This window comes from Stenotrophomonas sp. YJH_SMC_14-1 (assembly GCF_059372275.1).
Genome location: NZ_JCAFVK010000010.1, coordinates 1 through 26,648 on the forward strand (window position 1 = coordinate 1; position 26,648 = coordinate 26,648).

Sequence of the window (26,648 nt, forward strand, 5' to 3'; positions counted from 1 at the left end):
CTCGACTAAACGGCGTCAAACGGGCATTTTTATGGTGGTTCATCCGGGCTCTTTGGGGACTGGATAGGTGTGGTAACCACCATTTTCCAAAGATGCCCCGGATGAACAACCTACCGAGAGATCACAGTTAGTCGACTGCTTTTCGCACGCGGAAACGATCTGAATGCACTCGATCTCCGCGCTAGTCGACTAACAGTCGACTCTACCTGTGATGCGCGTTGCGCATCACTGCACCAACTGGTTCATTTCCATGATCGGCATCAGCACCGCCAGCACGATCGTCAGCACCACGCCGCCCATCACCAGGATCATGGTCGGCTCCAGCAACGCAGTCAGTGCCATCGCGCGACGCTCGATCTCGCGCGAGATCGTCTGCGCGGCGCGATCCAGCAGCGGCGCCAGCGAACCGGTCTTCTCGCCACTGGCCACCAGGTGCACCAGGATCGGCGGATACACCTTCTGCACCTTCAGCGCAGAGCCAAGCGCGGCACCTTCGCGCACTCGCGCGGACACATCATCTGCACAACGCGCCAGCAGCGCATTGCGCAGGGTCTGCCGCGCCGCCTCCAGTGCACGCAGCAGCGGCACGCCAGCATCCAGCAGGATCGCCAATGTCGAGGCGAAGCGCGCACTGTTCACGCCCAGCACGAAGCGCCCGACCATCGGCACCCGCAGCAGCATCGCGTCCCATCGCAGGCGCAGCTCGGGCTTGCGCAGGGCCAACCGCCATGCAACCACCAGCGCAGCGATGCCCAGCCCCACCCACACGCCCCAGCTGCGCACGAACGCGCTGGCGGCCAGCATCACCTGGGTCAGCATCGGCAGCGTCTGCCGCGCCTGCACGAACGCGGTCACCACCTGCGGCACCACGTAGCTGAGCAGGAAGATCACGATCGCCACCGATACCAGGCTGATCGCCGCTGGATAGATGAAGGCTGTCAGTACCTTGGCCTGCAGCGCATTACGTTCTTCGATGTAGTCGGCCAGGCGCTCCATCACCCGCGCCAGGTCACCGGAGTCTTCACCTGCGCCCACCAGCGCCCGATAGATCGGCGGGAAGTCGCGCGGCCGCGCGGCCAGCGCAACGGTCAGGCGCTGGCCGGCACGCACGTCGGCGCGTACGGCGGTGAGTGCCTGGGCCACGTGCGGGCGCTCGGCCTGTTCAATCACCGCACTCAATGCTGCTTCCAACGGCAGGCTGGCGGCCAGCAGGCTGGCCAGCTGGCGCGTGGCCCAGGCCATCTCGCTGGCAGACAACCGGCGGGCGCCCCAGCCACCGCCGGCACTGCGCGCGGCGCTTACCTGCACAGGGGTCAGCCCGCGCCCGCGCAGCAGCTGACGCGCACCGAGCGGGCTGTCGGCGTCCAGCTGGCCTTTCTCGATGCGGCCCTGCGCGTTGGCGGCCTGGTAGTCGAACAGTGCCATGCAGGCCTCAATCGTCGCCGGTGACGCGCAGGATCTCTTCCAGCGTGGTTACCCCGCTGTCGACCCAGCGCTGGCCGTCCTGCCGCAGGGTCCGCATGCCGGCCCGCCGGGCCGCCTCGCGTAGCGCAGGCTCGCCCTGCCCTTCATGGATCAGTGCGCGCACGCGGTCGTCGACCACGAACAGTTCATGGATGCCTGTTCGCCCCCGATAGCCGCTGTTGGCGCAGGCCGCGCAGCCCACCGCGCGCCATACGGTGCGACCCTCGCCGTCCACCTCGGCACGACGGCACTGCGTGCACAGCCGCCGCACCAACCGCTGCGCCAGCACGCCGCGCAGCGACGAGGCCAGCAGGAAGGGCTCCACGCCCATGTCAGCCAGGCGGGTCACCGCCGAGATCGCATCGTTGGTGTGCAGCGAGGCCAGCACGCCATGCCCGGTCAGCGACGACTGCACCGCAATCTGCGCGGTCTCCAGGTCGCGGATCTCACCGATCATGATGGTGTCCGGGTCCTGGCGCAGGATCGCACGCAGCGCGGTGCCAAAGCTCATGCCGATGCGCGCGTTAACCTGGATCTGGCCGATGCCGGCGAAGTCGTACTCCACCGGGTCTTCCACGGTGAGGATGTTGCTGGTGCTGCTGTCGAGCTGGCCCAACGCGGCGTACAGCGAGGTGGTCTTGCCGCTGCCGGTCGGGCCGGTGACCAGCACGATGCCGTGCGGTTGCCGGATCAATCCGGTGAACGTGGCCAGGGTGTCATCGGCCATGCCCAGGCGCTGCAGCTGCAGGCGGCCGGCGTCCTTTTCCAACAATCGCAGCACGGCGCGTTCGCCATGCCCGGTCGGCACCGTGGAGACACGGATATCCAGCGGCCGCCCGCCCACTCGGATCGCAATGCGCCCATCCTGCGGCAAGCGCTTCTCGGCAATGTCCAGGTGCGCCATGATCTTGATACGTGATACCAGCGCCGCATGCAGTGCGCGCCGTGGCTGCACCATGTCGCGCAGGGTGCCGTCCACGCGGTAGCGCACCACCGAGTGGGTCTCGAATGGTTCGATGTGCAGGTCGCTAGCGCCATCGCGTGCGGCCTGTGCCAGCAGCGCGTTGATCATGCGGATCACCGGCGCATCGTCCTGCGCGTCCAGCAGGTCGGTGACTTCCGGCATGTCCTGCATCAGCCGGTCCAGATCGACTTCGCTTTCGGCGGCACCCACTACCGCAGCGGCATCGCCGCCGTCACGGTACTGCTCACCCAGCCGCTGCTGCCAGGTCGCAGCATCCAGCGCCTGGAACGGCAGCGGGCCATGCCGACGGCGCAGTTCGGCCACGGCCCACGCTGCGGTGTCGGCGGTGCCCAGCAACACGGGCTCGCCGCCAACTTCGGACAGCATCACGCCATGGCTGCGCACCCAGGCGTACGGCAGCGGCGCGGAAGCGCTCACGGCCCGATCACCAGTTCCGGCGTGTAGCCCAGCCCGCGCAGCTGCTGCAGCGCAGGGTCCAGCGTCGCCGGATCGCGCGGCAATCGCACGCGCAGGCGTTGCCCGCTCTCGCCGGGCGTCGCTTCGGCATAGGCCTGCAGGCCCAGTGCACGCACCTGCGCCACGCCCTGGCTGGCACGCGCCGGGTCCAGCCCCTGCGCGAACTGCACCAGCTGCGCGTCGCCGTCACCGGACGGGTACAGCGCCGCCAGGCTGCTGCTCTGCAGCGGCTGGCCCTGGTCATCGCGTGCATTGCCCTGGCCGAGTACAGACAGGTCCTGCGGTGGCAGCTGCGGTGCCGACAGCGCCGGCAAGGCCCAGCTCTGTGCCGGCTGCGCGCCCGCCTGCGCGTTGCGCATGTAGTCGTAGCGGTCGCGGGTCAGGCGCTGGCCGGCGGCCGGGTCACGCACCACGTGCGGGCGCAGGAACACCATCAGGTTGGTCTTGGAGCGCTTGCGCGTATCACTGCGGAACAGCGCCCCCAGCACCGGGATCCTGCCCAGGCCCGGCACCGCATCACGGCCATGGCTGACGTTGTCCTCCAGCAGGCCACCGAGCACCATGATCTGGCCATCGTCCAGCAGCACACTGGTATCCAGCGCACGCTTGTTGGTGATGATGCCGGCGGCACTGTTGGCACTCTGCGCATCGATGCTGCTGACTTCCTGGTAGATGTCCAGCTTCACCGTGCCGCCCTCGGAAATCTGCGGGCGTACGCGCAGCTTCAGGCCCACGTCCTCGCGCACGATGGTCTGGAACGGGTTGTTGCTGCCGCCACCGCCGTCGGTGACGTAGCGGCCGCTGACGAACGGCACGGTCTGGCCGACCATGATGCTGGCCGCCTCGTTGTCCAGCGTCATCAGGTTCGGCGTGGACAGGATGTTGGCACCGCCCTTGCTCTGCAGCGCAGTGGCCAGCGCTTTCATGTTGAGGATCTGGCCGACACCGGGCAGGTTGATGGTGCCGTCGATCACACCGATCTTCAGGCCGTCCTTGGGCAGCACGTCCAGGGTGGTGCGCGCGGTGGTGCTCAACCCGCTGCCGCCGGTGGCGCCACCGAAATGGGTGCCGCCGAAGGTTCGCCCGTTGCCCAGCATCCACTGCACGCCCAGCTCGGCCGCATCGGTCTGGTTGACCTCCACGATCAGGCTCTCGACCAGCACCTGCGCACGGCGCTGGTCGAGCTGATCGATCACCCGTCGCAGGTTGCGGTACACCGGCTCCGGCGCCGAGATCAGCAGCGTGTTGGTGGCCACGTCCGCCTGCACCGAAATGCCGTTCTGGCTGAAGCCGGTGCTTCCCGCATCGATCGGGTCGCGGCGGCTCGGGTCCAGACGCTGTGATTCCAGCGCATTGCCCCCGGTCTTGGCCTGCTGCGGCTGCGACGGCTGCGCGGGCGTGGAACGGTTGGCGTCACCCGGCAGTGGCGTGATGCCTTCGTTGCTGCCCATTGCCGGTGCATCGCTCTGCCCGGCCACCACGCCTCGCAGCACCCCCGCGAGCTGGTTGGCCTGGGCATTGCGCAGGTAGACCACATGCAGGTTGCCGGACTCGTCCTGGGCGCGGTCCAGCTTCTCCACCAGCTGCCGCGCCAGACGGGTGCGTCCGGGACTGCTGGAGCGCAGCAGCACGCTGTTGCTGCGCGGGTCGGCCATCACCACCACCTTCTGGGTGGGCTCGGCGCCCTGCGCATCCAGCAGCGGCGCGACCATCGCCGCGACGTCAACGGCAATGCCCTGCTGCAGCTTCACCACGTCGGTGTCCATGCCGGCCGGTGTATCAACGCTGGCGATCACCCGCGCGATGCGCTCCAGGTTATCGGCATAGTCGGTGATCACCAGGGTGTTGTTGCCCGGATTGGCAGTGATCGGATTGTCCGGGCTGATCATCGGCCGCAGCACCGCCACCAGCGCGGCCGCGTTCTCGTAGCGCAGCGCGAAGGTGCGCGTGGCAACCTCGCCCCCCGCACCGCCGCTGCCAACGCGGCCACCGAGCAGCTTGGCATCGGCCTGCGGCACCACGCGACTGACGCCGCCGTTCTCGACCACGGCGAAGCCGCGCATGCGCAGTGCGCCCAGCAGCAACTGGTAGGCCTGGGTACGGCTGACCGGGCCATCGGAAACCACTGTCATCTTGCCGGTCACCCGTGGATCGACCAGGAACTGGCGCCCGGTGAAGCGCGCTGCCATGCGCAGTACGCCACCGATATCGGTGTCGACCAGGTTCAACTGCACCGGCTCATCACGGGCGTCCTGCGCCAGTACCAGCGCCGGTGCGTGGGCCATGCACACGATCAGGGCCAGTGCGGTACTGCAGGCAAGGCTGCGCATCGCCCTCATGGATGGGCACCCGCGGTGGCCACCATCACGATGTTTCCGGAAATCCGTGCCGCAGGCATGTTCGCATCCCCTGTGCGTGTCAGTTGCAGCTGCTGCAGCTCGATGGCCGGGTCGGCCAGTAGCGGCAGCAGCCAGTTCCATAGCGCATCTGCGGGCACCGCCTGCACCTGCAGGTGCCAGCGCCCGTCGCGCGCTTCGATATGCAGGCCGGCGGCAAGGCCGGCGGTCTTGATGCCATCGCGCAGCCCGGCCAGTGTCGGGTGCTGGCCCTGCGCCAGCTGCTGGCGCTCTCGGGCGAGCAGCAGCGGTGCCAGTGCGCGGGACTGCGCCTGCAGCCGCGGCAGCTCGGCCTGCCAATACGTGCGCTGCTTCAGCAGTGGCCCCAGCCACAACGACCACAGGCCCGCCACCAGCAGCGCCACCACCATCACCCACAGCATCAGCCGGTCGCGCGGTGGCAGGCGTTGCCAGCGCTGCTGCAGGCCCACCAGCCCCTCGCCCGGCCGTAGGGTGCGGGTCGTCACTGCCCAGCTCCGCTCACTCGCAGGTGTCCACCGGCTTCGCGCGCCAGCTGCAGGCCCTGTGCCTGAACTGCTTGCTGCCAGTGCTCAAGCCGCTGCGGATCGTCGGCCAATGCCTGGGCATCGGCATCCAGCTCCATGTCCAGCTGCCCGGGTTGGTAATGCAGGCTGCGCACTTGCCCGGCCAGCTCCGGAACAGCCTGCAGCGTGCTGGCAACCTGACGCTGCAGCGCCGGCAACGGCGGCGCCGGCAGCGGCACCGCAAGTGCTCGCCTTGCCTGCAACACCGGGTCCACCACATCGGTGATCTCCGGGAAGCGCGCGCTGAACTGGCGCGCCATGTCCTGTTGCAGGGCCTCGCCCTCGATCCGCCAACGCGAGACCTGCAGCTGCAGGCCGAGTGCAGCCAGCAGCACTGCTACCAGTGCCAGGCCGATCGCGAGCCGCGGTGCTTGCCGGCCTGCGCCGGGCAGCGGCAATGACCAGCCTGGCAAGGGGCCAGAGGTCTGCCGTTCATGCGTGACGGCGGTGGCCGGGAGGCTGTCCGGCCACGTCGGCGGCACACTATCGATCCACTGCACGGCCTGCACGCCGGCCTGTTGCAGGCGCACGGCCAGCGCCTGCATCACCGCACAGGCGTCACGTCCGCCATACCATTGAACGAAACCCCGATCGCGCCCGCTGCGTACCAGCAGGTGCTCGCCGCTGACCTGCAGCGTGGCCTGGCCGTCCTGCCAGGGCAGCAGCAGTGGCGTCGGATAGAGCGCCTGCAGCTGCAGCGCACACGAGGCCAGCAGCTGCTGCGCCTGCGCGATGGCCTGCTGGCCGAGCCAGGCCACCGGAACCGTGCCGTCTGCCGCCTGCGCGCCGTGGGCCAGCGCCACCTCCTGCAGGTCATCCAGCAGCATCGCCTCCACCTCACCCTGCAGCGCCGACTGCAGGCGGCGCCCGGACAACGGCGGCAGCTGCAGTTCCAGCAGGATCAGGTCGTTCGGATCGAGGCAGGCACGAACCGCAGCCTGCGGATGCCGCAGGCCCAGCGTCGCCAGTGTGTCGCGGCCATGCGCCAACATCTCGCCCTTGTGCAGCTGCGCCCAGTCCACCGCGCTGTCGGCGCGCAGGTGCTCCAGCGCCGGAAGGCGCACGCGAAGCTGCACATTCATGCGCCGATCCTCGTCCACACCCGTTGCACACGCACCCCATCGTCGCGGTATTCGCGCCACAACAGCGCGCGAAAATCGACCGCACTGCCGTCAGCCTGCACCTGGCCGACGGCCAGGAACCATTCGCTATGGATACCCAGGGGAAGCACGGCCATCTGTTCGTTGCTCAGTTGGAGTCGGTTGGCGATGTCGCCGCGATTGAGCAGCCAATGGCCAGCATCGCGCTCACCGAGCAGCGCCTGCAGCCGTGCCGGCTCGACCACCGGCGTCACCGCCTGCAGAACGCGCAGGTCGCTGGTGTTGGCGTTGACCAGGGTCTGCGCCGGCAACACCACGGTGCGCCGCGCCAGCGCCCGCAACGCCACCGGATCGGCACCAGGTAGCGCTTGTTCGATCAGTGATTCGCGCGGCAGCGGCGCCTGCGCCTGCATGTCGCCATCGCGCAGGCGCGCCTGGATGTGGTCGGCGGCGGACGCGCAGGCGCCCTGGCCCAGCCCCTGCCCGGCACACAACGCGATGAACGCGCGCCGCGCCTCGGGGTCCGGCCTGCCATGCGCAAGAAGGTTGCGCAGGTTGAACATCGACTGGGCATCGACCAGCTGCAGCTGCACCGGCAACGGCGCCTGCAGCTCCAATGGGCGCGCCCAGCGCCCGCTGCGCACCGTGGTCAGCTGTTCCTTTACATCCTCACGCAGCTGTTGCGCCGCACGCTCCAGCGTTGCGTCCACCGCCATGCGTACCTGTGCGCGCAGCTGATCGCCACGCAGCGCACGCAGCTGGGCCGACTGCCGGGTCAGCAGTGCCGTGGCAATCACCGCCACCAGCGCCACCACCAGCATGGCGACGATCACCGCCATGCCACGTTGACGGACACTCGAAACAGAACGCATCCGGGCTGACATCGGTCTGCCTCACAGCTGCCAGGAGCCGATGTCCGCGTTCCCGGCGTCGCCACCGGGCTTGCTGTCCGCACCCAGCGAGAACACATCGATGTCGCCGTGGGTGCCTGGTATCTGATACTGGTACGGTTGGCCCCATGGATCATTGGGCAGGCGATCCAGATAGGGCGTGACCGGCATCGCGCCACCGCCCTGCGGTGGCTTCACCAGCGCCTGCAGCCCCTGCTCGGCACTGGGATAGCGCCCGTTGTCCAGCTTGAACAGTTTCAACGCCTGCATCAATGCAGCGATGTCCTGGCGCGCCGCCACTACGCGCGCCTGGTCGGGGCGGTCCATCAACCGCGGTACGATCAATGCAGCGAGGATGCCGATGATCACCACCACCACCATGATCTCGATCAGGCTGAAACCCTGCTGCCGAGCCCTGCGACCACGAACCTGCCTTGCCATTGTTCCGCCCTCGTCATCCTGGAAGAGACCGCTGCGCCATGGTCAGCGGTGCATGTGTCAGTACGATAAACATCCGCTGGAAATCCGCTGCGCGTGTCCCTGTGCAGGCGCAATACGTGCAGCCGGGGCACATGCGGACTCGAACAGGTGCTGCGGCACGCTGGCCAGCGCATCGTCGATGCAGCCGCGCAGCAACGGATGCGCGCAGGCCTGCAGCAGGCGCACGCACTGCATCGGCGACCATGCCGTTCCATGATCGAGGCCGATGAACATCCGATAGGCCTGGTGATAGCGCAGGTCGTCGTACACGCGCTGGGCACTGTTCAAATCGCGCACGACCACCAGCAGAGCCGCGCGCTGCAGCAGCCGCGCATCGCCTGCATCAAGCGGTAGCGGGCTCATCGCCGCCTCGGGCCAGGGCCGCAGCTGCAGGTCGAGGGCTTTTCGCAGCGCCGCCAGTGGGTGCGCACTACCATCCAGTGCCGCCCAGCGCGCCGCGTCCGCCCAGGCGTCGCTGGACAGCACCCAGACCCACGAGCGCCCATAGCGCTGCACGTTCAATGGTGCATGCCGTGCCTGCTCCAGTGACTGGCTCAGGTGACGATCCAGCTCCAGCATGCTGATCCTGCGACTGTCTGCCATCGGCGCCGCCCGTGCTCCACGACGCGTGGTGCGTCGTACTCTGGAGAAGACGTCAGCAAGGCAGGTGAAGCGACAGCGCGCATGCAGCTCTGTGCACTACGTGGCGCTTCATCGACAACGTCATCGCAGCGTCATCTGCCTGCAGGCTTCGCGTTCCAGCCGCGGCGCTTCGCCTCCACAACGGCGTGCCAATATCGCCACGTCGCTGCGCGCGGCGAATGTTGCCAGCGCATTGGACATGTCCACGTCATCGAACCATGACGCCATCGCAACGCGCAGCGCCGGCAGCTGCCAGCCGTCCATCACACCATGGGTGCCTGCTACGAACCAATGCCAGAGGCGATGGTGAAGCACCTGGTCGTGCAGCTGTGCGAGATTCTCAATGCGATGCACGTCCATCAACAGCAGTGCGCGTGCAACCGCCGCGGGCGGCAACGCACCAGCTTCAGACAGCGGAAGCGACTGCTGCTGCAGGCGCAGCAGCATCGCCAGCGGGTGCGACTGCGGATCAAAGTCCAGCAGCACCGCCTGTTGCTGCCACTGCGCATCGGACACCACGCACACCCAAGGTGAGCCATAGCGATGCACCATCAATGGCCGTCGCTGCGTGGTTTCCAGCAGCGCCGACAGATTGCGACGCAGATCCAGCACACCGATGGTCTCGTTGCGCATCCTTGGCCTCTCCTCGCTTGCAACAGCCCTGCGCGGCGCGCAGGGCCAGCGTCTTCATCTATCCAAGGACGGCAATGCCACCCGGAAAGCGACGCAGATCCAGCGACATCGTCAGTCGCAGCTGCTCCAGTGCCGCGTCTGGATCATCAATACGGAAGCGACCGCTGACCGGCGCGCGCGCCAACGCCGATTCTCCCAGCAGCACCTTGCCGCGGCGGTAGCGGTTGATCTCGTCCACCACCTCACGCAGCGGTGCGCGGCGGAACACCAGCATGCCTTCGGTCCAGGCGCTAACCTCCGAAGCCACGGCTTCGGCCACCACGCCACTGAGGCGCTCGTCGTACTGGGTCTGCTGACCCGCCTGTAGCTGCAGCCGGCCCTGCGGATGCTCGATGCGGGCGCTGCCCTGCAGGCAGGTCACCCGTACCTGGCCTTGGGTGTTGCGCACATCCAGGCGCACCGCGCCTTCATCGGCAATCACGCAACCAGGGCCCGCGAACAGCGCCAGGCGCAGGCCAGCCCCGGTTTCGATCGCGGCTTGGCCCTGCATCAGCTCGAAGCCTTCGCCCTGCGCGTCCGCGCGGCGGCGCAGGCTGCTCTGCGTATCCAGTTCGATCTTCAGCTGCGGCAAGGGCGCGATCTGCAGCCGTTCACCGGTGCCGGTGTGGAAATCGGCCGTCATCGCCGTCACCGAGGGCCACAATCCCAGCGGCGGGCGGATCGCCGCCACCACCACCAGGCTGGCCGGGGCGGCAATCGCCGCGCCCAGGAAGGCGCGCCGGCTCCAGCGCTGGGCCGGCGTCGGCGCCACCGGTTGGCGGGCGGCGGCGGGCAGCTGCTCGCCGGCCAGCCGTACCTGCTCCCATTGCCGGCGCGCACGGCCGAACGCCTCACGATGACGCGGATCCGACTCGCACCACGCACGGAACCTGCGCCCGTCGGCGGCGGTCGCCTCGCCCGAGGTCAGGCGCACCACCCACGCGTGCGCCTGACGCTCGACGGCATCCAGCGGGCGTTGCGGGCGATCGTCAGGATCCATGGGGGCTCATGCCGGACCCGCACGCTGCGGGGTTCTGCTCGGCGTCAAAGTGTAGACGGATGCCGCCGTTCAGAACCGCACCTGGCGCCCCTGCCCGCTGCGCTCGGCCAGGTAGTCCTGGGCCGCCTTCAGCTCACGCTGCACCAGCCGCAGCGACACACCGAGGTGGTCGGCCACGTCGCGCTGCTGCAGGCCGTCGACGCGGATCGCCAGCAGGATGCGGCGACGGCGCTCGGGCATGCGCTGCAGCAGGCCGACCATGTCTTCCAGCGCGAAGTCCAGTTCGGCCGCCTGCGCCGGGCCGGGTGCAGGGTCGGCCATGTCCATCAGCGTATCCACCTCCTCCAGGCTCAGCAGACGGTGGTCAGCACGTTGGCGGTCGATCACGGTATTCATTGCCATGCGCAGCAGGTAGGCCGCGGGGTTCTGCACGGCATCCAAGCGGTCACGCCGCGCGCTCAGGCGCATCCACGTGTCCTGCAGCGCGTCGCCGGCCAGCTCCTCCGAGCCCAGCTTGCGCACCAGCCGGCGCTTCAGCTCATCGTAGGCACCCAGAAGGTGGTCCATCAGGTCAACTGCCCCAGCCGTACCGTTGCTCATGTTCGAATCCTTGAAGTCATGGAAGGGGCGCGCGCCGGCCACAGTCGTGGTCGGTCCCGGAAGGACGGATCTGCAGCGTCACCGGCTGCGGCAGCGCAGCGGCATCGGGCGCCAGCACCAGGCCCTGCAGCGCCTGCAGCAGGCGCGCATCGCGGCGGGCGCTGCCACTGCCTGACAGCAGCTCGGGCTCGCTCACCTGGCCCGCGCCGTCGATGCGGAAGTGCAGCGTCGCGGCATAGCGGCCGGGCGCGATCTCCGGGTCGTCACAGAACGCCGCACGCAGCCGCTGCTGCAGGCCGCCGTAGCGACGCCGACGCTCGGCCTCGGGAAGTTCGGCGCCAACACCGGGTTCGGCTGCCGAGGGCGCGCCCCGGCGCAGCACCACGCGCTGCTCGCCGATCACCTCGGCCTCGATACCGGAGTCCTGCAGCAGCACCTGCAACGCAGGCAGCGGCGCCAGGCTGCCGCGCAGTGCATGGCTGCTGCGGCCGGCGGCCAGGTCACCCGGGTACATCACTGACCACCCACTGATGACGCTGAAGCGCTCGACCGCCTGTTCCAGCGGCTGCGCAGGGATGTCGTAGGCATGAACAGCGTCCTGCGCGGCAGCGGCAAAGGACAGCAGCAGCCATGCGGCGATGGCCACCTTCCAAGTTCTGACCGCATGGTGTCCATTCAGCCCCCTGACGTAGAACACATGACCCTCGGCAGCGACAGCAGCTGCAGTGGACGCGCGCCACCACCGGAACCCCGGCCCGCGCGCGACCCGCAAGCGGGCTCAAACCGTACCGGCGCCACATGTCATTGCGATGACCGCCGCCCACGGCCTGGCATCGAGCCAGGCTCCGTAAAGCCAGTCACGCATCAGGAATCAATGAATCGAACAGACCTGTTCATTTGCTCACAGGGTCAGAGCCCGTTGCGCAGCAACGGGATCCGACCCCGTACCGACCCAAACGTGTCGACCAAGGTCGACACCCACCAGGAGCAGCTCATGCCGTTCCGGCAGATCGTGGAAATCTGTCGAAGGCGGGGTGGGTCCGGTTGCGGGGGCGTGAGCCGCATGGATGCGGCGACCGAGCTACATGGACGTACTTGCAGCGTCCCCCGCAACCGGACCCACCCCGCCATCCCTCAGCAGGCCCGCTGTTGCTGTTGCTGTTGCTTCTGAGGTTGCCGGCCAGCGGCCGGCACTACCCGCGGGTGCCGGGTGCAACCCGGCCGCAAACCCCATCCCTCAAAGCGGCAGCTGGGTCGTCTGCTTGATCCGCTGCATCGGAATCTCGGTCTTGGTGTTCTGCACCCCCGCAATCCGGTTCAGGTGCTGCATCTGGAACTGCCGGTAGGCATCCAGGTCGGCCACCGCCACCCGCAGCAGGAAATCGCAGTCACCGGCCATCAGATGGCATTCAAGCACTTCCGGGAACGACTTGATGCTGTTGATGAAATGATTGGTAGTGTCCTCGTCCTGCCCGCGCAGCCACACCCGCACGAACACCGTGAAGCCACGGGCCACCTTGGCCTCGTTCAACAAGGCCACATAGCGGTCGATGTAGCCGCCCTCCTCCAGCAGACGCACCCGGCGCAGGCAGGCCGACGGCGACAGCCCGACCAGGCGTGCCAGCTCCAGGTTCTGCAGGCGGCCGTCGCGCTGCAGGGCGTCGAGGATGCGCCGATCGAGGTTGTCCAGCTGGTACTGCATGGAATTTCACCTCTTTCACTTTTGACCGCATGGAATATCAATCATCCAGAATCAAGTGGTATCAACGCAACCCGATTTCGCGATTGGACCGCTAGCATGGGCCACCCCCACCTTGTTGTGCCGTTCGATGGACGCCCGTACCACCCTCCCCCTGCCTGACACCTGCGATACCGCGCCGCGTGCCGAATTCCTGCGCGGCCTGCGCGCCGCCGTGCCGGTGATGATCGGCTTCATTCCCTTCGCCCTGGTGCTCGGCGCGCAGGCAGCCCAGAAAGGCCTGAGCGCACTGGAAGTGCCGCTGATGACCGGCCTCAACTTCGCTGGCGGCTCGGAGTTCGCCGCCGTCGAACTGTGGACCTCGCCACCGCACATTGCACTGATCGTGGCCATCACCGCGCTGGTCAACAGCCGTCACCTGCTGATGGGCGCCAGCCTGGCCCCGCTGCTGCAGCACCTGCCGCGCCGCCGGGTGCTGCCGGCCCTGTTCTTCATGTGCGACGAAAGCTGGGCGATGGGCGTGGCCGATGCGCGCAGACGCGCGCTTGGCTTCAGCCTGGCCTACTACCTGGGCGTATCGGCAGGCCTGTACACGGTCTGGGTGGCCTGCACCACGCTCGGCGCGATCGTTGGCCCGATGCTGGGCGACATCCACGCCTATGGTTTCGACATGGCCTTCCCCGCCGTGTTCCTGGTGCTGCTGCGCGGCATGTGGCAGGGCATGAAGGCCGCGCGACCGTGGCTGGTCAGCCTGGCTGTAGCCGCTGCTACCTACCTGCTGGTGCCAGGTGCGTGGTACGTGGCCAGCGGCGCACTGGCCGGCCTGGCCGCAGCCTGGCTGCTGGCGGAGGACGCAGCATGATCTTCAATGGCCTGATCCACTGGACCTCGGTACTGACCATCGTGCTGATGGCCGCCGCCACCTACCTGACCCGCATCGTCGGCTTCCTCGCGCTGCGCAACCGCACACTGAGCAAACGCGCAGTGACGGTGATGGAAGCCGCGCCGGGCTGCGTGCTGATCTCGGTGATCGCCCCGGACTTCGTGGCCGACAAGCCGGCCGACCTGGCCGCACTGGCCATCACCCTGCTGGCCGCCACGCGGCTGTCGATGCTGCCGACCGTGCTGATCGGCGTGGTCTCGGCGGGTGTGTTGCGCTATCTGATGGGGTAGCTACCGGTACGCCGGGCAATGCCCGGCAGTCCGTAGTGGCGCAGCAGTGCAATCACGCGCTGCTGCTTGCCGCCAGCAGGCACAGGCTGCGCGGCGGCAGCGTCCAGGCGCCTTCCTCATCCGGCTCCAACGGCGTTTCGTCGGTCTGCAGGAGCACGCGCCGGAACGACAGGGCGTCGTCTGACACACAGAACCGCTGCGGCTGCTCCCCGGCGTTCAACAGCAGGGCCAGGCTGACATGCCGCCCGGGCTCGCGCAGGCCACTGTCCGGACTGCGACCGTCCAGCACGATCGCCAGCGCACGCAGCCCTGCGTCATGCCAGTCCGCTTCCTCCATGCCGCGACCATCGGGATGCCGCCAGTCGATATCGCGCAGGCCCAGTGCCTCATCGTACTCGCCGCGCAGGAACCGGTTCCGGCGCAGCAGGCCGTAGCGCCGGCGCAGCGACAGCGCCCGCCGCACGAACGCCACCTGCGCCTGTGCAGCCGGCAATGCTGCGCGCTCCCAGTCGATCCAGCTCAGTGGATTGTCCTGGCAGTAGGCGTTGTTGTTGCCCTGCTGCGAATGGCCGAACTCATCGCCTGCCAGCAGCATCGGCGTCCCCTGCGCCAGCAGCAGCGTGGCCAGCAGGTTGCGCATCTGCCGCGCACGCAACGAAAGGATCGCCGCATCATCGGTGTCTCCCTCCACGCCGTGGTTACTGGAAAGGTTGTGTGAGTGGCCGTCACGGTTGTCCTCGCCGTTGGCCTCGTTGTGGCGATCGTTGTAGCTGACCAGATCGTGCAGGGTGAATCCATCATGCGCGGTCACCAGATTGATGCTGGCCGACGGTCGCCTGCCGTGGTGTTCGAACAGGTCGGCCGAGCCGGTGAAGCGCGTGGCAAACTCTGGCAGCTGCCCGCCATCGCCACGCCACAGCGCGCGCACCGTGTCGCGGAAGCGGTCGTTCCACTCGGCCCAGCCCGGCGGAAACTGGCCCAGCTGGTAGCCGCCCGGGCCGATGTCCCATGGCTCGGCAATCAGCTTCACCTGGCTCAGGATCGGGTCCTGGCGTACCGCATCGAGGAAGCTGCCCGAGGCGTCGAAGCCATGCCGTTCGCGGCCGAGGATGGTTGCCAAGTCGAAGCGGAACCCATCCACCCGCATCTCGGTCACCCAGTAGCGCAGGGAGTCCATGACCATGCGCAGCGCACCGGCATTGGTCAGGTCGAACGTATTGCCGGTACCCGTATCGTTGATGTAATAGCGGCGATCATCGGCCAAACGGTAGTAGCTGGCGTTGTCGATGCCCTTGAACGACAGCGTAGGGCCCAGCTCGTTGCCTTCGGCCGTGTGGTTGTAGACCACGTCCAGGATGACCTCGATGCCCGCGTTGTGCAGGCGCGCGACCATCTGCTTGAACTCGGCCACGGTGCCCAGCGACAGATAGCGTGCCTGCGGCGCGAAGAAGCCGATGGTGTTGTATCCCCAGTAGTTGCGCAGCCCGCGCTCGAGCAGCTGCTGGTCATCCACGTAGGCATGCACCGGCAGCAGCTCGATGGCGGTCACCCCCAGATGGCTGAGGTGGTCGACCACCGCATCGTGCCGCAACGCGGAGAAGGTACCGCGCTCGGCCTGCGGGACGTCGGGATGCTGCATGGTCAGTCCGCGCACGTGGGCTTCGTAGATCACGGTCCGGTCCCAGGGCGTGGCAGGTGCACGCTCGACGCCCCAGCTGAAAGCCGGATCGATCACGGCACAGCGTGGCATGTAACCGGCGCTGTCGCGGCGGTCGAAACTGAGATCGCCATCGCGGTGACCCAGGGTGTAGCCGAACAGGTGTGGGGCCCACTTCAGTTCGCCGACGATCTGCTTGGCGTAGGGGTCCAGCAGCAGCTTGTTGGGATTGAAGCGATGGCCCTCTTCCGGCGCATACGGGCCGTGCACCCGGTAGCCGTAACGTTGCCCGGGCCGCACGTCCGGCAGGTAGCCGTGCCAGATCTCGTTGGTGTACTCGGGCAGCGCGATACGCTCGACTTCACGGTTGCGCGCGTCGAACAGGCAGAGTTCCACCCGGGTGGCGTGCCGCGAGTACAGCGCGAAGTTCACACCCAATCCGTCCCAGGTCGCCCCCAGCGGGAACGGCCGGCCTTCGCGCACCCGCGAGGTCTGCGTCCACTTACGGCTGGCCATCGGTTCCCTCCTCGTCGCGCGCAGCGGCAATCTCGGCTTCCACCAGGCGCTCGGCCATGTGCCAATGCCGCTGCTGCTGGTCGTCCGGCCGCCCTTCCGCTTCCCATATCTGGTGGGCCAGTGCCTCAATCCGCTGCCGTCGTTCCCTGCTGTCCATTCCTGTCCGTCTCCTCGTTGATCCATACCGCCAACGGGCTGCCAGCCAGAAGCCGTGCCGCGTCCTCGGTTGCCTTGAAATGTTCGATGCGCCCGTCCAGCAGGTTGCGCATGGGACCTGTCGGCAGCCCGTGCAGCATCACGCCAGTGCCGACGTCGTGTGCTGCGTGCAGGCTGGGCCCGGGCACGGCGGTGGGCGAACCACGCCGCACGATCACCAGCAGCACCTGCGCCTGATGCCTGCGCGCGAATGCCAGCCAGGGCGAACGGGCCGGTGCGGACAGCGGCTGCAGTTGGCCGTGCAGGAACAGCTGCGGGTGCCTGCGGCGGCACTCCAGCAAGCGCCTGAGCAGAAATGCCTTGATGCCACCGTCCCGCCAGTCCTCCAGCAGGGCGGGCCACCCGCGCGTATCACGCAGCCACGCCTGCCGCACTGGATAGTCCACGGCACGACGGTTGTCCGGGTCCACCAGGCTCAGGTCCCAGCCTTCTCCGCCCTGGTAGAGGTCGGGCACGCCGGGCAGGCAGTGCTGCAGGCACAGCTGTGCCAGGCCGTTGCAGGCGCCGGCCGGCGCAATGCGCGCCACGAACGTCGCCAGCGCCTCCCGCACCGGCTGCAATGGCGCTCCATCCAGCAGTGCGTGCAGCCACTGCGCGGCGGCCTCCTCCACCGCCACGTTGGGATCGGACCAGCTGCTGACCCGTTTGCCCTCGCGCAACGCCTTGGTCAGCCATTGCACCATCCTCGATGCGAAGTCGGCGCCCGGGTTACCGTGCATCGGCCACGCGGCCACGAGCGCCTGCCACAGCGCATAGGCCTCGGCACCCGGCAACGGCATCGACGCGCCCGCGCGGGTCGACATCCGGCTCCAGCGCCGCACAGCCTCCCGCCACTCGACCGTGCAGGTGCTGATAACCGCCAGCCGCGCCCGGCTGTCGGCCCCGCGCTTGTGATCGTGGGTCGCCAGCGCAAGCAATGCCCGCGGATGGCGCTGCAGGCGTCCCACTGCGTGTTCCAGCAGCTCGCGTCCCTCCATGCCCAGCCGCTGCGGATCACTTCCGACTTCGTTGCGCGACAGCAGCCTGAAGTAACGATAGAAGCCTGTGTCCTCCACCGACTTGGCATTCAACGGCGCGGCCAATTGCCCGAATCTCACCCGCAGCGCGCGCTCGGCCTCCGCCTCGCCGGGAAGTGCCCGCAGCAGCAGATCCAGTGCCGCGTGTGCCGTACCGTCCAGTGCCTCGCGTGCTGCCACGGCAGCGTCCACCAAGGCCTTCCGTTCACCTGCATCCTGCAGCGAATAGGGGCGGTAGGTACGGTAGTGCCGCAGCAGCGCGGCCAATGCACGGGCCAGCGCAGCGGCTCCGATATCGGCTTCGGCCAGCCGGGGCTGCAGGACCCGCTGCGCGCTGCGCAGCAGTCGCTGGAAGTCGGTGTGAAGCGACGTGCGCAGCAGCATGCCGCGGGCATCCTGCTGCAGGTCGTCAAAGCTGCGCGCGTCGGCACTCGCCGCTTGCCAGGCGCGGGAGAGCGCGGGTGCAGCTGCCGGATCATGCAGCCACGCGCCAACCTGGTCCATGAAGTCATAGCCCGTCGTGCCGTCGCAGGCCCAGCCATCGGGCAGCTGTTCGTCCTCCGCCAGTATCTTCTCCACATGCACGCTCACTGCCTGTGGGTCGCGACCGCCTGCCGCGCAGGCCGCGTCGAGCGCCGCACGCAGGTGTTGCAGGTACGGCCCGGGTGACGACAGGCCATCCACATGGTCAATGCGCAGGCCGTCAACCCATCCCTCACGCACCAGCCGCAACGGCAGCACATGCACCGCCGCGAACACACCGTCGCGCTCTACCCGCAGTGCGGCCAGTTCGTTGATGTCGAAGAAGCGCCGGTAGTTCACCTGATCGCCCGCCGTGCGCCACCAAGCCAGCCGGTAGTGCTGACGCCGCAGCAGCGTGTGCAACCGTTCCACGCTGCGGTTGCAGCGTTCCGCCCATGCCGGCCACTGCGCGGGTGCCAGCGGATGGCTGCGCGGAGACAACGGCAATGCCAGCCCGTGATGACGCAGCGTCGGCCGCTCATCGTCCACTGCTACGCGCAACACGCCATCGCGCACGGCGTCGTGCAGTGGCCGGTCCAGCACTGGCAGCCAGAGCCGGCCCTCGCAGCCCGGCGCCTCCCAGTCAATGTCGAACCATCCGGCATGGGGACTTCTGCACCCGTGCAGCAGCACATCGTTCCACCAGGGCGTCTGCGGGGATGCCGCAAGATGGTTGGGTACGATGTCCAGGATCAGGCCCATGCCATGCGCACGCGCCGCTGTCGCCAGCCGCTGGAAGCCTTCTTCGCCGCCCAGTTCCGGATTGATGCGGGCCGGGTCGATGCCATCGTAGCCATGCATGGACCCTGGCATCGCAGCGCTGATCGGCGACAGGTAAAGGTGGCTGACGCCCAGCGCGGTGTAGTACGGCAGCTGCGCCGCAGCGGCCTCGAAGTTGAAGCCTGCATGCAGCTGCAGGCGTGCGGTGGCACGCAACCGGGTCATCGTCCCGCCTTGCGTCGCGTGGCGCTGAACCGGGCAATGCGCGCGTCGGCCGCGTCCGGATCCCACGCAAGCGGCAAGCGTCGGCGCCAGTTCGGGTGACCGTTGACGGTACCCGGCAGGTTCACCTGCGCGCGGCTGCCCAGCGCGTCTTCCAGCGGGAGCAGCGCCAGCCGTGAAGGTGCGTGCGCCATCAGTGACAGCGCACGCGCTTCCAGCGTCGCGCCCTCGCCCCGGGCGACTGCGGACAGCGCCTGTACCTCGCTGGCACGCGCGTGCAGCGCCGCGGGAAGCTCGGTCAGCTCACTTAGGCGTGCACGCCAGCGCAGGTCGCGCCCACGCAGCCAGCCGGCCAGCGGCGGCAGATCATGGGTGGAGGGCATGGCCACCGCATCGCGGCGCCACCGTGGCGCCGGCAGGAAGCGCTCACCGTTGCGGGCGAACGGCAGCACCTCAAGCCCCAGCACGCCACGGGCTGCCAGTCGCTGGCGGATACCCGGAGGAACCACCCCAAGGTCCTCACCGATCAGCACGCAGCGATGGCGCCACGATTCCAGCACCAGCAGGTTGATCAGATCATCGAACGGATAGCGCAGGTACACCCCCTGCCCGGCGCCTGCGCCACGAGGCAGCACCCACAGCCGCTGCAGGCCCAGGATGTGGTCGATGCGCAATCCACCGCGACCCGCCATCACGGCGCGCAACACGCGGATGAACGGTTCAAACCCCTCACGCTGCAACGCAGAGGGTGACCAGCTGGTGATACCCCAGGCCTGGCCCAGCGGATTGAACGCATCCGGCGGCGCGCCCAGCTCGAGGCCCTGCAGCAGGCGGTCGCCGCCGGTCCGGGCCTCGACGCCCTGCGGTGCGCAACCCACTGCCAGATCCGCGATCAGTCCGATCGACGCGCCGTCGCTACGCAGTCCCGCCTGCACCTGCGCCCAGCCTTGCCGCGCCAACCACTGCGCAAACGCATGGTCGTCGGCGCTTCCAGTGAAGCGATCGGCGGCGTGCTCGCAGTACTGCAGCAGGGGTTCGCCCTGCGCATCGCACCACGTCTGCAACTGTTCGTACTGTGCCGGCGCCTGCTGCCGCAGCCATTGGCGCCCTTGGCGCAGCCAGCGCCACTTCACTGCCGCCGAGTGCGGCCAGTCGATGCGGCGTGCTGCGGTAGCCGCTTCAACGGCCATCGCCAGTGCTTCGTCCTCGCGCAACACGCTGCTGGCGGCCTCCGGCAGAACCTGCGGCAGCGACACCTGCAGCGGGTCAAGCCAGCGCCGGTCGCTGGGTGAGTAAGGACTGTAGCCCGGACCCGGTGGCAGGCCGGCGTGCAGCGGACTCAACGCCAGTGCATCGCCGCCGTGACGGTGCAGCAGCTCGCGCCACCGCGCACAGCCGGCGCTGTCACCGATGCCGGCATCATCGGGCGCGCGCAGGCTGTACACCTGCGCCGACAGACCCCAACCGCGCAGCAGGCCCTGCGGCCACCAGGCACGCTGCGGTGCCACCGCAACCGCCTGTTGCTGCCCGCCCTGGCGCCACTGCCAATAGCCTGGCTGATCCGGAACCCGCCAGCGCCCTTGCGCATCCGCACGTGCAGGCAACGCTGTGCCCTGCTCGTCCACCCAGCACGCCGCGCCCGTTGCCTCAGGCATGGCCAGGAGCTGACCACAGCAGGCGGTGAGCAACGGGTGGACCACCGGCACACCGTCGCACGCGAACTCCGACAGCACGGCGCGCAGCACGTCGGGCGCAACCTCGCGCTCTGCTCCGGCCACGTCGGTCCAGCGGACCAGCAGGCCCGCACGGCGAGCCGCCTCCCGCACCGCCGCATCCGTATTCATGCGGCGATCCAGCGCGCAAGCGCACCGCCGCCTGCCGGCAGCATCGCGGCCGCATCCGGCCCCACGACGCACTCGCCGGCCGGCATCGCGTGGGCCACCGGCGACGGACCCACGTTGATCGCGATCCACCACTGGCCCGATGGCAACTGCCAGCCCGCCTGCACCGCGCCATGGCCCAGCACGCGCGCGCCCAGCGACCGCGCCTGCAGCAGGCCAGGCTGCAGATAGCGCCTGCGCAGGCCGAGGAACTCACCCGTGCAGCGCAGCCAGTGCTGCGACCAGGGATCATCGCCGGGTGGCAGTGTGTACGAGGCCTGCAGGGTCGCCGGATCGTTCGGGTCCGGAATGCACGCGCGCGAGGCGACATCGGCAAAGGCGCTGAAACCCGCGAATTCACGGCGACGTCCCTCGCGCACGGCTTCGTCCAGCGGTGGCGCGTAGTCGGTGAAGAACAGGAATGGCGATTGCGCCTGCCACGGTTCGCCCATGAACAGCAGCGGGATCATCGGCGTCAGCAGGGTCAGGGCCAGCGCCGCGCGCAGCGGCGCAGGATCGGTCAGCATCGACAGGCGCTCGCCGAAGGCGCGGTTGCCCACCTGGTCGTGGTTCTGCGCGAATACCACAAAACGCGCAGGCGACAGGTCGACGCTGGGCTCGCCACGGGGATGGCCGTGCAGGTCCGGCTCGCCCTGCCAGGCGAATCCTTCGGCCAGGCACCGCGCCAGGAGTGCTTCGGCGCGACCGGCATAGGCCGCGTAATAGCCTTCCTGCTCGCCGGTCAGCATCACATGCAGCGCGTTGTGGAAGTCGTCGTTCCACTGCCCCTGATAGGCGCCGCGCAGCCACCGCGCCTGGTTGCGTTCGTTCTCCAGCACCAGGTGCGCCTGCGGCACCGCAGCGCGTACCTCATCGGCCAGCTGCTGCAGGAACCGGTCATCGTCAATGGCGTGCACAGCATCCAGGCGCAGGCCGTCGAAGCCGTAATCGCGCAACCACATCAACGCATTGTCGACGAAGAAGCGCCGCACCCATGGCTGGCGGAAGTCGATGGCCTCGCCCCAAGGGGTGGTGCGATCGTCACGGAAGAACCCCCGTGCATAGTCGCGCAGACGGTTCCCCTGCGGCCCGAAGTGGTTGTAGACCACATCCAGCAGCACCGAGAGCCCTGCATCGTGCGCCGCGTCGACAAAGGCCTTCAGCGCGGACGGACCGCCATAGGCCTGCGCGGGTGCATACGGGAACACGCCGTCGTAGCCCCAGTTGCGGCCACCGGGAAACTGCGCGACCGGCATCAGTTCAATGGCGGTGATGCCCAGGGCCGCCAGCATCGGCAGCTGCGCGGTCAACGCCGCGAACCCGCCGCCGGCCTCGATGTGCACTTCATAGATCACCAGGTCCTGCCAGGCATGCCCCTGCCAGGTGGGCTGTGCTCCATCCGTGCCAAGCACCACCGCGCTGTCACCATCGACGCCGTCCGGTTGCCAGCGCGAGGCGGGGTCGGGCACGTCCTGGCCGGACGGCAGGCGGAACCGGTAGCGGTCACCATGCGACGCCTGCGTCCGCAGCCAGTGGCAGCCGTCCGGGTCGCGGTGCATCGGCCGCAGCACGCCCTGCAGGCACAGCGCCACGGTGCCTGCGTCCGGTGCCCACACGCGGAACTCGACACCTTCACCGGCCACCGGCCAAGCGCCCAGGCGCGGCGCCACTGTGGTCATGCATCAACCTGCAGATACAGCGTGGACAGCGGCGGCAGGGTCAGCCGCAGCGACTGCGCGTGACCATGCATCGGCCTCGGCTCGGTATGCACTGCGCCGAGGTTTCCCGCATTGCCGCCACCGTAGTAACCGCTGTCGGTGTTGAGCCGTTCGGTCCAACACCCCGATTGCGGCACGCCGACCCGGTAACCGTCGCGACGTACCGGAGTGAAGTTGCTCACCACCAGAAGGGTGCGGCCGCTACCGGCCGGATCCCGGCGGATGAAGGCGTAGACGCTGTTGCGGCTGTCGTCGGCCACGCTCCAGTCGAAACCGCGTTCGTCGCGTTCGTCGCGATGCAACGCAGGTTCGGCGCGCAGCACGGCATTGAGGTCGCCCACCAGGCGCGACATGCCCTGGCCCTCGTTGCTTGCCGCCCGTGCCCAGTCCAGTGCCGCATCGTGCGACCACTCCTGTCCCTGACCGAACTCGCCGCCCATGAACAGCAGTTTGCTGCCCGGGTGCGCCCACATGAAACCGTAGTACGCGCGGAGCTGGGCCAGCCGCTGCGCCGGCTCGCCCGCCATCTTGGCCAGCAGCGCTCCCTTGCCGTGCACCACCTCGTCATGCGAAAGCGGAAGCACAAACCGTTCGGAGAAGGCGTAGACCAGGCCGAAGCTGATCTCACTATGGTGATGCTGGCGATGAACCGGATCGCGCCCGAGGTACTGCAGGGTGTCGTGCATCCAGCCCATGTTCCATTTGTGGGTGAAACCAAGCCCGCCCTGCTCCACCGGCGCGGTCACCCCTGGCCATGCGGTGGATTCCTCGGCGATCACCAGCACGTCCGGGAAGCGCTCCCTCAGCGTCTGGTTCATCCGCCGTAGAAAAGCGACCGCCTGCAGGTTCTCGCGCCCGCCCTGCTCGTTGGGTATCCACTGGCCCTCGGCACGGCTGTAATCCCGGTACAGCATCGACGCCACGGCATCCACGCGCAGACCATCGATGTGGAACCGCTCCACCCACTCCAATGCACTGCCGATCAGGTAGGCGGCCACTTCGTTGCGGCCATAGTTGTAGATCAGCGTGTCCCAGTCGGCGTGCACCCCTTCGCGCGGGTCGGCATGCTCGTACAGCGCGGTGCCATCGAACCCGGCCAGGCCATGCGCATCGTTCGGGAAGTGCGCGCTCACCCAGTCCACGATCACCCCTACGCCGGCCTGATGACAGCGGTCCACGAAGCGTGCGAAGGCCTGTGGCGTGCCATGGCGCGCCGTTGGCGCGTAGATCCCCAGTGGCTGATAGCCCCAGGAACCGCCAAAGGGATGCTCGCTGACCGGCAGCAGCTCGATGTGGGTGAAACCAAGTCCTGCCACGTACGGAATCAACCGGTCGGCCAAGGCATCCCAGTCCAGCGGCGAACCATCGTCGCTGCGCTGCCAGGAGCCCGCATGCACTTCGTAGATGGACAGCGGCGTGCAGGTTCCGGCCTGCCGCCGCGCCGCCAACCATGCATCATCGTGCCACTGCATCGGCGCGGCCGAAGGCACCCGCGAGGCGGTGGCCGGTGGCAGCTCGGCCCAGCGCGCCATCGGATCGAACTTGTCGGGCATCACCCGACCGTCGGCGCCGACAATGCGGAACTTGTAACGGGCACCGGCCTGCACGTCAGGCAGGAACAGCTCCCACACGCCAGCGGTGTGGCGCAGCCGCATCGGATGGCGCCGACCATCCCACCCGTTGAAATCGCCGACCACGGCAACCCTTCGTGCGTTGGGGGCCCACACCGCGAAGCGCACGCCGTCGATACCCTGTACCTGCATCGCTACTGCGCCCAGCTGCCGCGCTGCATCAGCGTCACCGGCATGGAAATGCTGCAGCAGCGCCTCATCCAGCAGCGGACCGAAGGAATAGGCATCGTGCACCTGCTCCACACCCTGCTCGAAATGCAGGGCGAGCAACGGCACGGGCGCGTCACCTGCTGCACCTTCGAACAGGCCGGGCAAGGGGCCCGGTTGCAGATCCCAGCGCCGCTCCGGGCCCGCAATCACCTCCACGCGACGCGCGTGGGGCACCAGAACGCGCAGCTGGCGCTGGCCATCGGGCTGTTGGTGCGGCCCGAGCCAGGCAAACGCATCGGCCGGCCGTGCATGAACCAGGTCGTCCAGGGCCGGGGCCACCACGCCCTCCTCCCGTCCGGCAGTCGCCAAGGGCTCGTCCTCGAGGGCGATCGGCTGCAGGCTGTCGTGACTCATGCGGCCACCTGGCAGGTCTGCTGGTACAGGGCCAGATATGCGCGCCCCGCCGCATCCCAACCGCCCGGCCGCAGCATGGCCGCGCGGCGCATGGCCTGCAGCAGGCCGGGCAGGCGGAAGGTGCGCATCGCCCGTTCCACGCAGCGGCGCAGGCCATCGGCATTCGCGCCGTGGAACAGGAATCCGGTCACGCCATCCTCGACGGTATCGACCAGCCCGCCGGTCGCGTGCGCGATGGGCAGGCAGCCGAAGCGCTGCGCGTACATCTGGCTCAGCCCGCAGGGTTCGAAGCGTGAGGGCATCAGCAGGAAGTCGGCGCCGGCAAACATCTGGCGGGCCAGCGCCTCTTCGAAACCGATGAATGCGCCCACCCGTCCGGGGTAGCGCCGGGCCAGCGCCTGCACCTGCGCTTCCACCTGCGGCTCGCCGCCACCGATGATGCACAACTGGCCGCCGGCCGCCACGATCTGTGGCGCCACGTCGCAGGTGATGTCCAGGCCTTTCTGGTGCACCAGGCGGGAGACCACCGCGAACAGCGGGCCGGTCGACGGCGCCAGGCCGAACGCCTTGCGCACCGCATGCGCATTGGTGGCGCGCCCGGTCCACTCACCAATGCCGAAGTGGGCCTTGAGATGGATATCGCGGCGCGGGTCCCAGCTGGCGTCGATGCCGTTGACGATGCCACTCAGGTGTCCGCCGGCCGCGCGACGCGCCAACAGATCATGCAGCCCGCAGCCGTCATCCGGGGCGGTGATCTGCTGCGCGTAGCGCAGGCTGACCGTGTTCAGGCGCGTGGCGTTGGTGATCCCGCCCTGCAGGAACGACATCTGCCCGTGGAAGTGCAGTTCATCCAGGTGTTCGGCCGGTACGCCCAGCACCGGTGCAAGCGCGTACGGAAACAACCCCTGGTAAGCCAGGTTGTGGATGGTCAGCAGGGTCGGCACGGTGGTCCGGTCCCAACGCACGTAGGCGGCCGCCATGGCCACCGGCCAATCATTCAGGTGCAGCAGCTGCGGCGACCAGTCCAGCCCGGCACGCCCGGCCGCAATCTCCGCCGCCGCGTGTGAGAGCGTGGCGAAGCGAACCGCATTGTCCTTCCACTCCTGGCCCTGCCCATCGACGTAAGGCGAACCTTCGCGCTCGTACAGCTCTGGCGAGAGCAGCACGTAGATCGGTAGGCCGTCGGCCTGCACTGCCATGCCGATCCCGCACGCAGGCAGGCCCGCTCTCGCGTTGACCTGTCCCACCCGCCGCAGCTGTGGCAGGCGCTGCAGTACTTCCGGGTAGCCGGGCAGCAGCACGCGCGAATCACAGGCGCCGCGCACCGCACGCGGCAGGGCTGCGGCCACGTCGCCCAGGCCTCCGGCCTTGATGAAGTCGGCCATCTCGGTCGCGACGAACAACACACGCTGTACCAGTTCCGGCAGCTGCAGTGGTTGCGAGTGGCCACGGCGGGTGCCGATCGGCACGGGCGTGACCGGAGAGATCGCAACGGGTGAAGCGGACTGGGCGGCGCGGGCCATGGGGATGATCTCGGATGCTTCAGGCAGACAGACGCCAGCGGCGCCCGGACGGGCGCTGATGCTGGGAAGGAAGTCGACGCAGGACGTGGGGGACGCCAGCGAGAGGCTCAGGACGACAATAGCCCTGCATGCGATCAATCAACCGTGAAGCCATGGCGATTTCTTTGTGACAAGGCGTCATGAGCTCAGTACACATGACAGGCGCCCGCCTCCCGCACGTGTCTCCTGCCATGGGGCCGAGCCCACGCCCGGCTGCTGGGAATCCTGCTTGCCGCCTGAGCCGGGCTGGGTTGATCTCCAAAGAGACTCACCCTGCGACACCCGGTCGCAGGCCTTCGCGCTACGCGCTTGACCAATGTCA

22 protein-coding genes are annotated in these 26,648 nt (G+C 68.3%); 2 read left to right on the top strand and 20 right to left on the bottom strand.

Features of this window, described 5'->3' with window-relative positions; all coding sequences use genetic code 11:
• Window positions 1–225: 225 nt before the first annotated feature.
• From gspF to AC5P9P_RS17775, 13 genes are all read right to left on the bottom strand, one after another.
• A complete protein-coding gene (gene gspF / locus AC5P9P_RS17715) occupies window positions 226–1,425 on the bottom strand; it encodes a type II secretion system inner membrane protein GspF (RefSeq protein ID WP_495232987.1) in 1,200 nt (399 codons plus the stop codon).
• A gap of 7 nt (window positions 1,426–1,432) precedes the next feature.
• Complete coding sequence (gspE, locus tag AC5P9P_RS17720; RefSeq protein ID WP_080356453.1) at window positions 1,433–2,866, bottom strand: type II secretion system ATPase GspE; 1,434 nt, start codon at window positions 2,864–2,866, stop codon at window positions 1,433–1,435.
• The gene (gene gspD, locus AC5P9P_RS17725) at window positions 2,863–5,244 is read right to left on the bottom strand and encodes a type II secretion system secretin GspD (protein WP_184013504.1); all 2,382 of its coding nucleotides are present in this window, start codon (window positions 5,242–5,244) and stop codon (window positions 2,863–2,865) included. The genes gspE and gspD overlap by 4 nt, the downstream gene beginning before the upstream one ends.
• Window positions 5,241–5,768, bottom strand: a complete 528-nt coding sequence (locus tag AC5P9P_RS17730) for a type II secretion system protein M (protein WP_049403387.1) — start codon at window positions 5,766–5,768, stop codon at window positions 5,241–5,243. Before AC5P9P_RS17730 ends, gspD begins: the two co-directional genes overlap by 4 nt.
• Window positions 5,765–6,928, bottom strand: a complete 1,164-nt coding sequence (gene gspL, locus AC5P9P_RS17735) for a type II secretion system protein GspL (RefSeq protein WP_184013505.1) — start codon at window positions 6,926–6,928, stop codon at window positions 5,765–5,767. The genes AC5P9P_RS17730 and gspL overlap by 4 nt, the downstream gene beginning before the upstream one ends.
• Window positions 6,925–7,830: a type II secretion system minor pseudopilin GspK gene (gene gspK / locus AC5P9P_RS17740; protein WP_049403389.1), complete on the bottom strand. Its 906-nt coding sequence runs from the start codon at window positions 7,828–7,830 to the stop codon at window positions 6,925–6,927. Before gspK ends, gspL begins: the two co-directional genes overlap by 4 nt.
• A gap of 9 nt (window positions 7,831–7,839) precedes the next feature.
• Window positions 7,840–8,277 carry a type II secretion system major pseudopilin GspG gene (gene gspG / locus AC5P9P_RS17745; RefSeq protein ID WP_049403390.1) on the bottom strand — a complete coding sequence of 146 codons (438 nt, stop codon included), beginning with the start codon at window positions 8,275–8,277 and terminating at the stop codon, window positions 7,840–7,842.
• A gap of 57 nt (window positions 8,278–8,334) precedes the next feature.
• Window positions 8,335–8,895 (bottom strand): hypothetical protein, encoded by a 561-nt coding sequence (locus AC5P9P_RS17750; RefSeq protein ID WP_227415366.1) that lies wholly within the window; start codon window positions 8,893–8,895, stop codon window positions 8,335–8,337.
• Between the two features lie 144 nt (window positions 8,896–9,039).
• Entirely contained in the window at window positions 9,040–9,591 is a 552-nt protein-coding gene (locus AC5P9P_RS17755; protein ID WP_049432851.1) for a hypothetical protein, read from the bottom strand.
• A gap of 58 nt (window positions 9,592–9,649) precedes the next feature.
• Window positions 9,650–10,630, bottom strand: coding sequence for a FecR family protein (locus AC5P9P_RS17760; RefSeq protein ID WP_231522244.1), 981 nt, complete (start codon window positions 10,628–10,630; stop codon window positions 9,650–9,652).
• Between the two features lie 69 nt (window positions 10,631–10,699).
• On the bottom strand, window positions 10,700–11,230 hold the full coding sequence (locus AC5P9P_RS17765; protein ID WP_019337777.1) for an RNA polymerase sigma factor: 531 nt from the start codon (window positions 11,228–11,230) through the stop codon (window positions 10,700–10,702).
• 16 nt (window positions 11,231–11,246) lie between these two features.
• Window positions 11,247–11,927, bottom strand: coding sequence for an STN domain-containing protein (locus tag AC5P9P_RS17770; RefSeq protein WP_111172365.1), 681 nt, complete (start codon window positions 11,925–11,927; stop codon window positions 11,247–11,249).
• A 540-nt stretch (window positions 11,928–12,467) separates the two neighbouring features.
• Complete coding sequence (locus tag AC5P9P_RS17775) at window positions 12,468–12,932, bottom strand: Lrp/AsnC family transcriptional regulator (RefSeq protein ID WP_049403394.1); 465 nt, start codon at window positions 12,930–12,932, stop codon at window positions 12,468–12,470.
• A 127-nt stretch (window positions 12,933–13,059) separates the two neighbouring features.
• Here AC5P9P_RS17775 and AC5P9P_RS17780 point away from each other — a divergent pair, with 127 nt between their 5' ends.
• Both AC5P9P_RS17780 and AC5P9P_RS17785 read left to right on the top strand, forming a co-directional pair.
• Complete coding sequence (locus AC5P9P_RS17780; RefSeq protein WP_005409897.1) at window positions 13,060–13,791, top strand: AzlC family ABC transporter permease; 732 nt, start codon at window positions 13,060–13,062, stop codon at window positions 13,789–13,791.
• Window positions 13,788–14,102 (top strand): AzlD family protein, encoded by a 315-nt coding sequence (locus tag AC5P9P_RS17785; RefSeq protein ID WP_005409898.1) that lies wholly within the window; start codon window positions 13,788–13,790, stop codon window positions 14,100–14,102. The genes AC5P9P_RS17780 and AC5P9P_RS17785 overlap by 4 nt, the downstream gene beginning before the upstream one ends.
• Window positions 14,103–14,154: 52 nt before the next feature.
• Here AC5P9P_RS17785 and glgX read toward each other — a convergent pair whose 3' ends face one another.
• The 7 genes from glgX to glgA are packed head-to-tail and all read right to left on the bottom strand — an operon-like array spanning window position 14,155 to window position 26,287.
• Window positions 14,155–16,275 carry a glycogen debranching protein GlgX gene (glgX, locus tag AC5P9P_RS17790; RefSeq protein WP_495232988.1) on the bottom strand — a complete coding sequence of 707 codons (2,121 nt, stop codon included), beginning with the start codon at window positions 16,273–16,275 and terminating at the stop codon, window positions 14,155–14,157.
• Window positions 16,262–16,432: a DUF2934 domain-containing protein gene (locus AC5P9P_RS17795; RefSeq protein WP_005413658.1), complete on the bottom strand. Its 171-nt coding sequence runs from the start codon at window positions 16,430–16,432 to the stop codon at window positions 16,262–16,264. Before AC5P9P_RS17795 ends, glgX begins: the two co-directional genes overlap by 14 nt.
• The gene (gene treY, locus AC5P9P_RS17800) at window positions 16,401–18,974 is read right to left on the bottom strand and encodes a malto-oligosyltrehalose synthase (protein ID WP_049403397.1); all 2,574 of its coding nucleotides are present in this window, start codon (window positions 18,972–18,974) and stop codon (window positions 16,401–16,403) included. Before treY ends, AC5P9P_RS17795 begins: the two co-directional genes overlap by 32 nt.
• Window positions 18,971–20,815: a 4-alpha-glucanotransferase gene (locus AC5P9P_RS17805; protein WP_049432843.1), complete on the bottom strand. Its 1,845-nt coding sequence runs from the start codon at window positions 20,813–20,815 to the stop codon at window positions 18,971–18,973. The genes treY and AC5P9P_RS17805 overlap by 4 nt, the downstream gene beginning before the upstream one ends.
• Window positions 20,812–22,530 carry a malto-oligosyltrehalose trehalohydrolase gene (treZ, locus tag AC5P9P_RS17810; protein ID WP_049403399.1) on the bottom strand — a complete coding sequence of 573 codons (1,719 nt, stop codon included), beginning with the start codon at window positions 22,528–22,530 and terminating at the stop codon, window positions 20,812–20,814. The genes AC5P9P_RS17805 and treZ overlap by 4 nt, the downstream gene beginning before the upstream one ends.
• Window positions 22,527–24,764, bottom strand: coding sequence for a 1,4-alpha-glucan branching enzyme (locus tag AC5P9P_RS17815; protein ID WP_049403400.1), 2,238 nt, complete (start codon window positions 24,762–24,764; stop codon window positions 22,527–22,529). The genes treZ and AC5P9P_RS17815 overlap by 4 nt, the downstream gene beginning before the upstream one ends.
• The gene (gene glgA, locus AC5P9P_RS17820; RefSeq protein ID WP_080356455.1) at window positions 24,761–26,287 is read right to left on the bottom strand and encodes a glycogen synthase GlgA; all 1,527 of its coding nucleotides are present in this window, start codon (window positions 26,285–26,287) and stop codon (window positions 24,761–24,763) included. Before glgA ends, AC5P9P_RS17815 begins: the two co-directional genes overlap by 4 nt.
• Window positions 26,288–26,648: the final 361 nt, after the last annotated feature.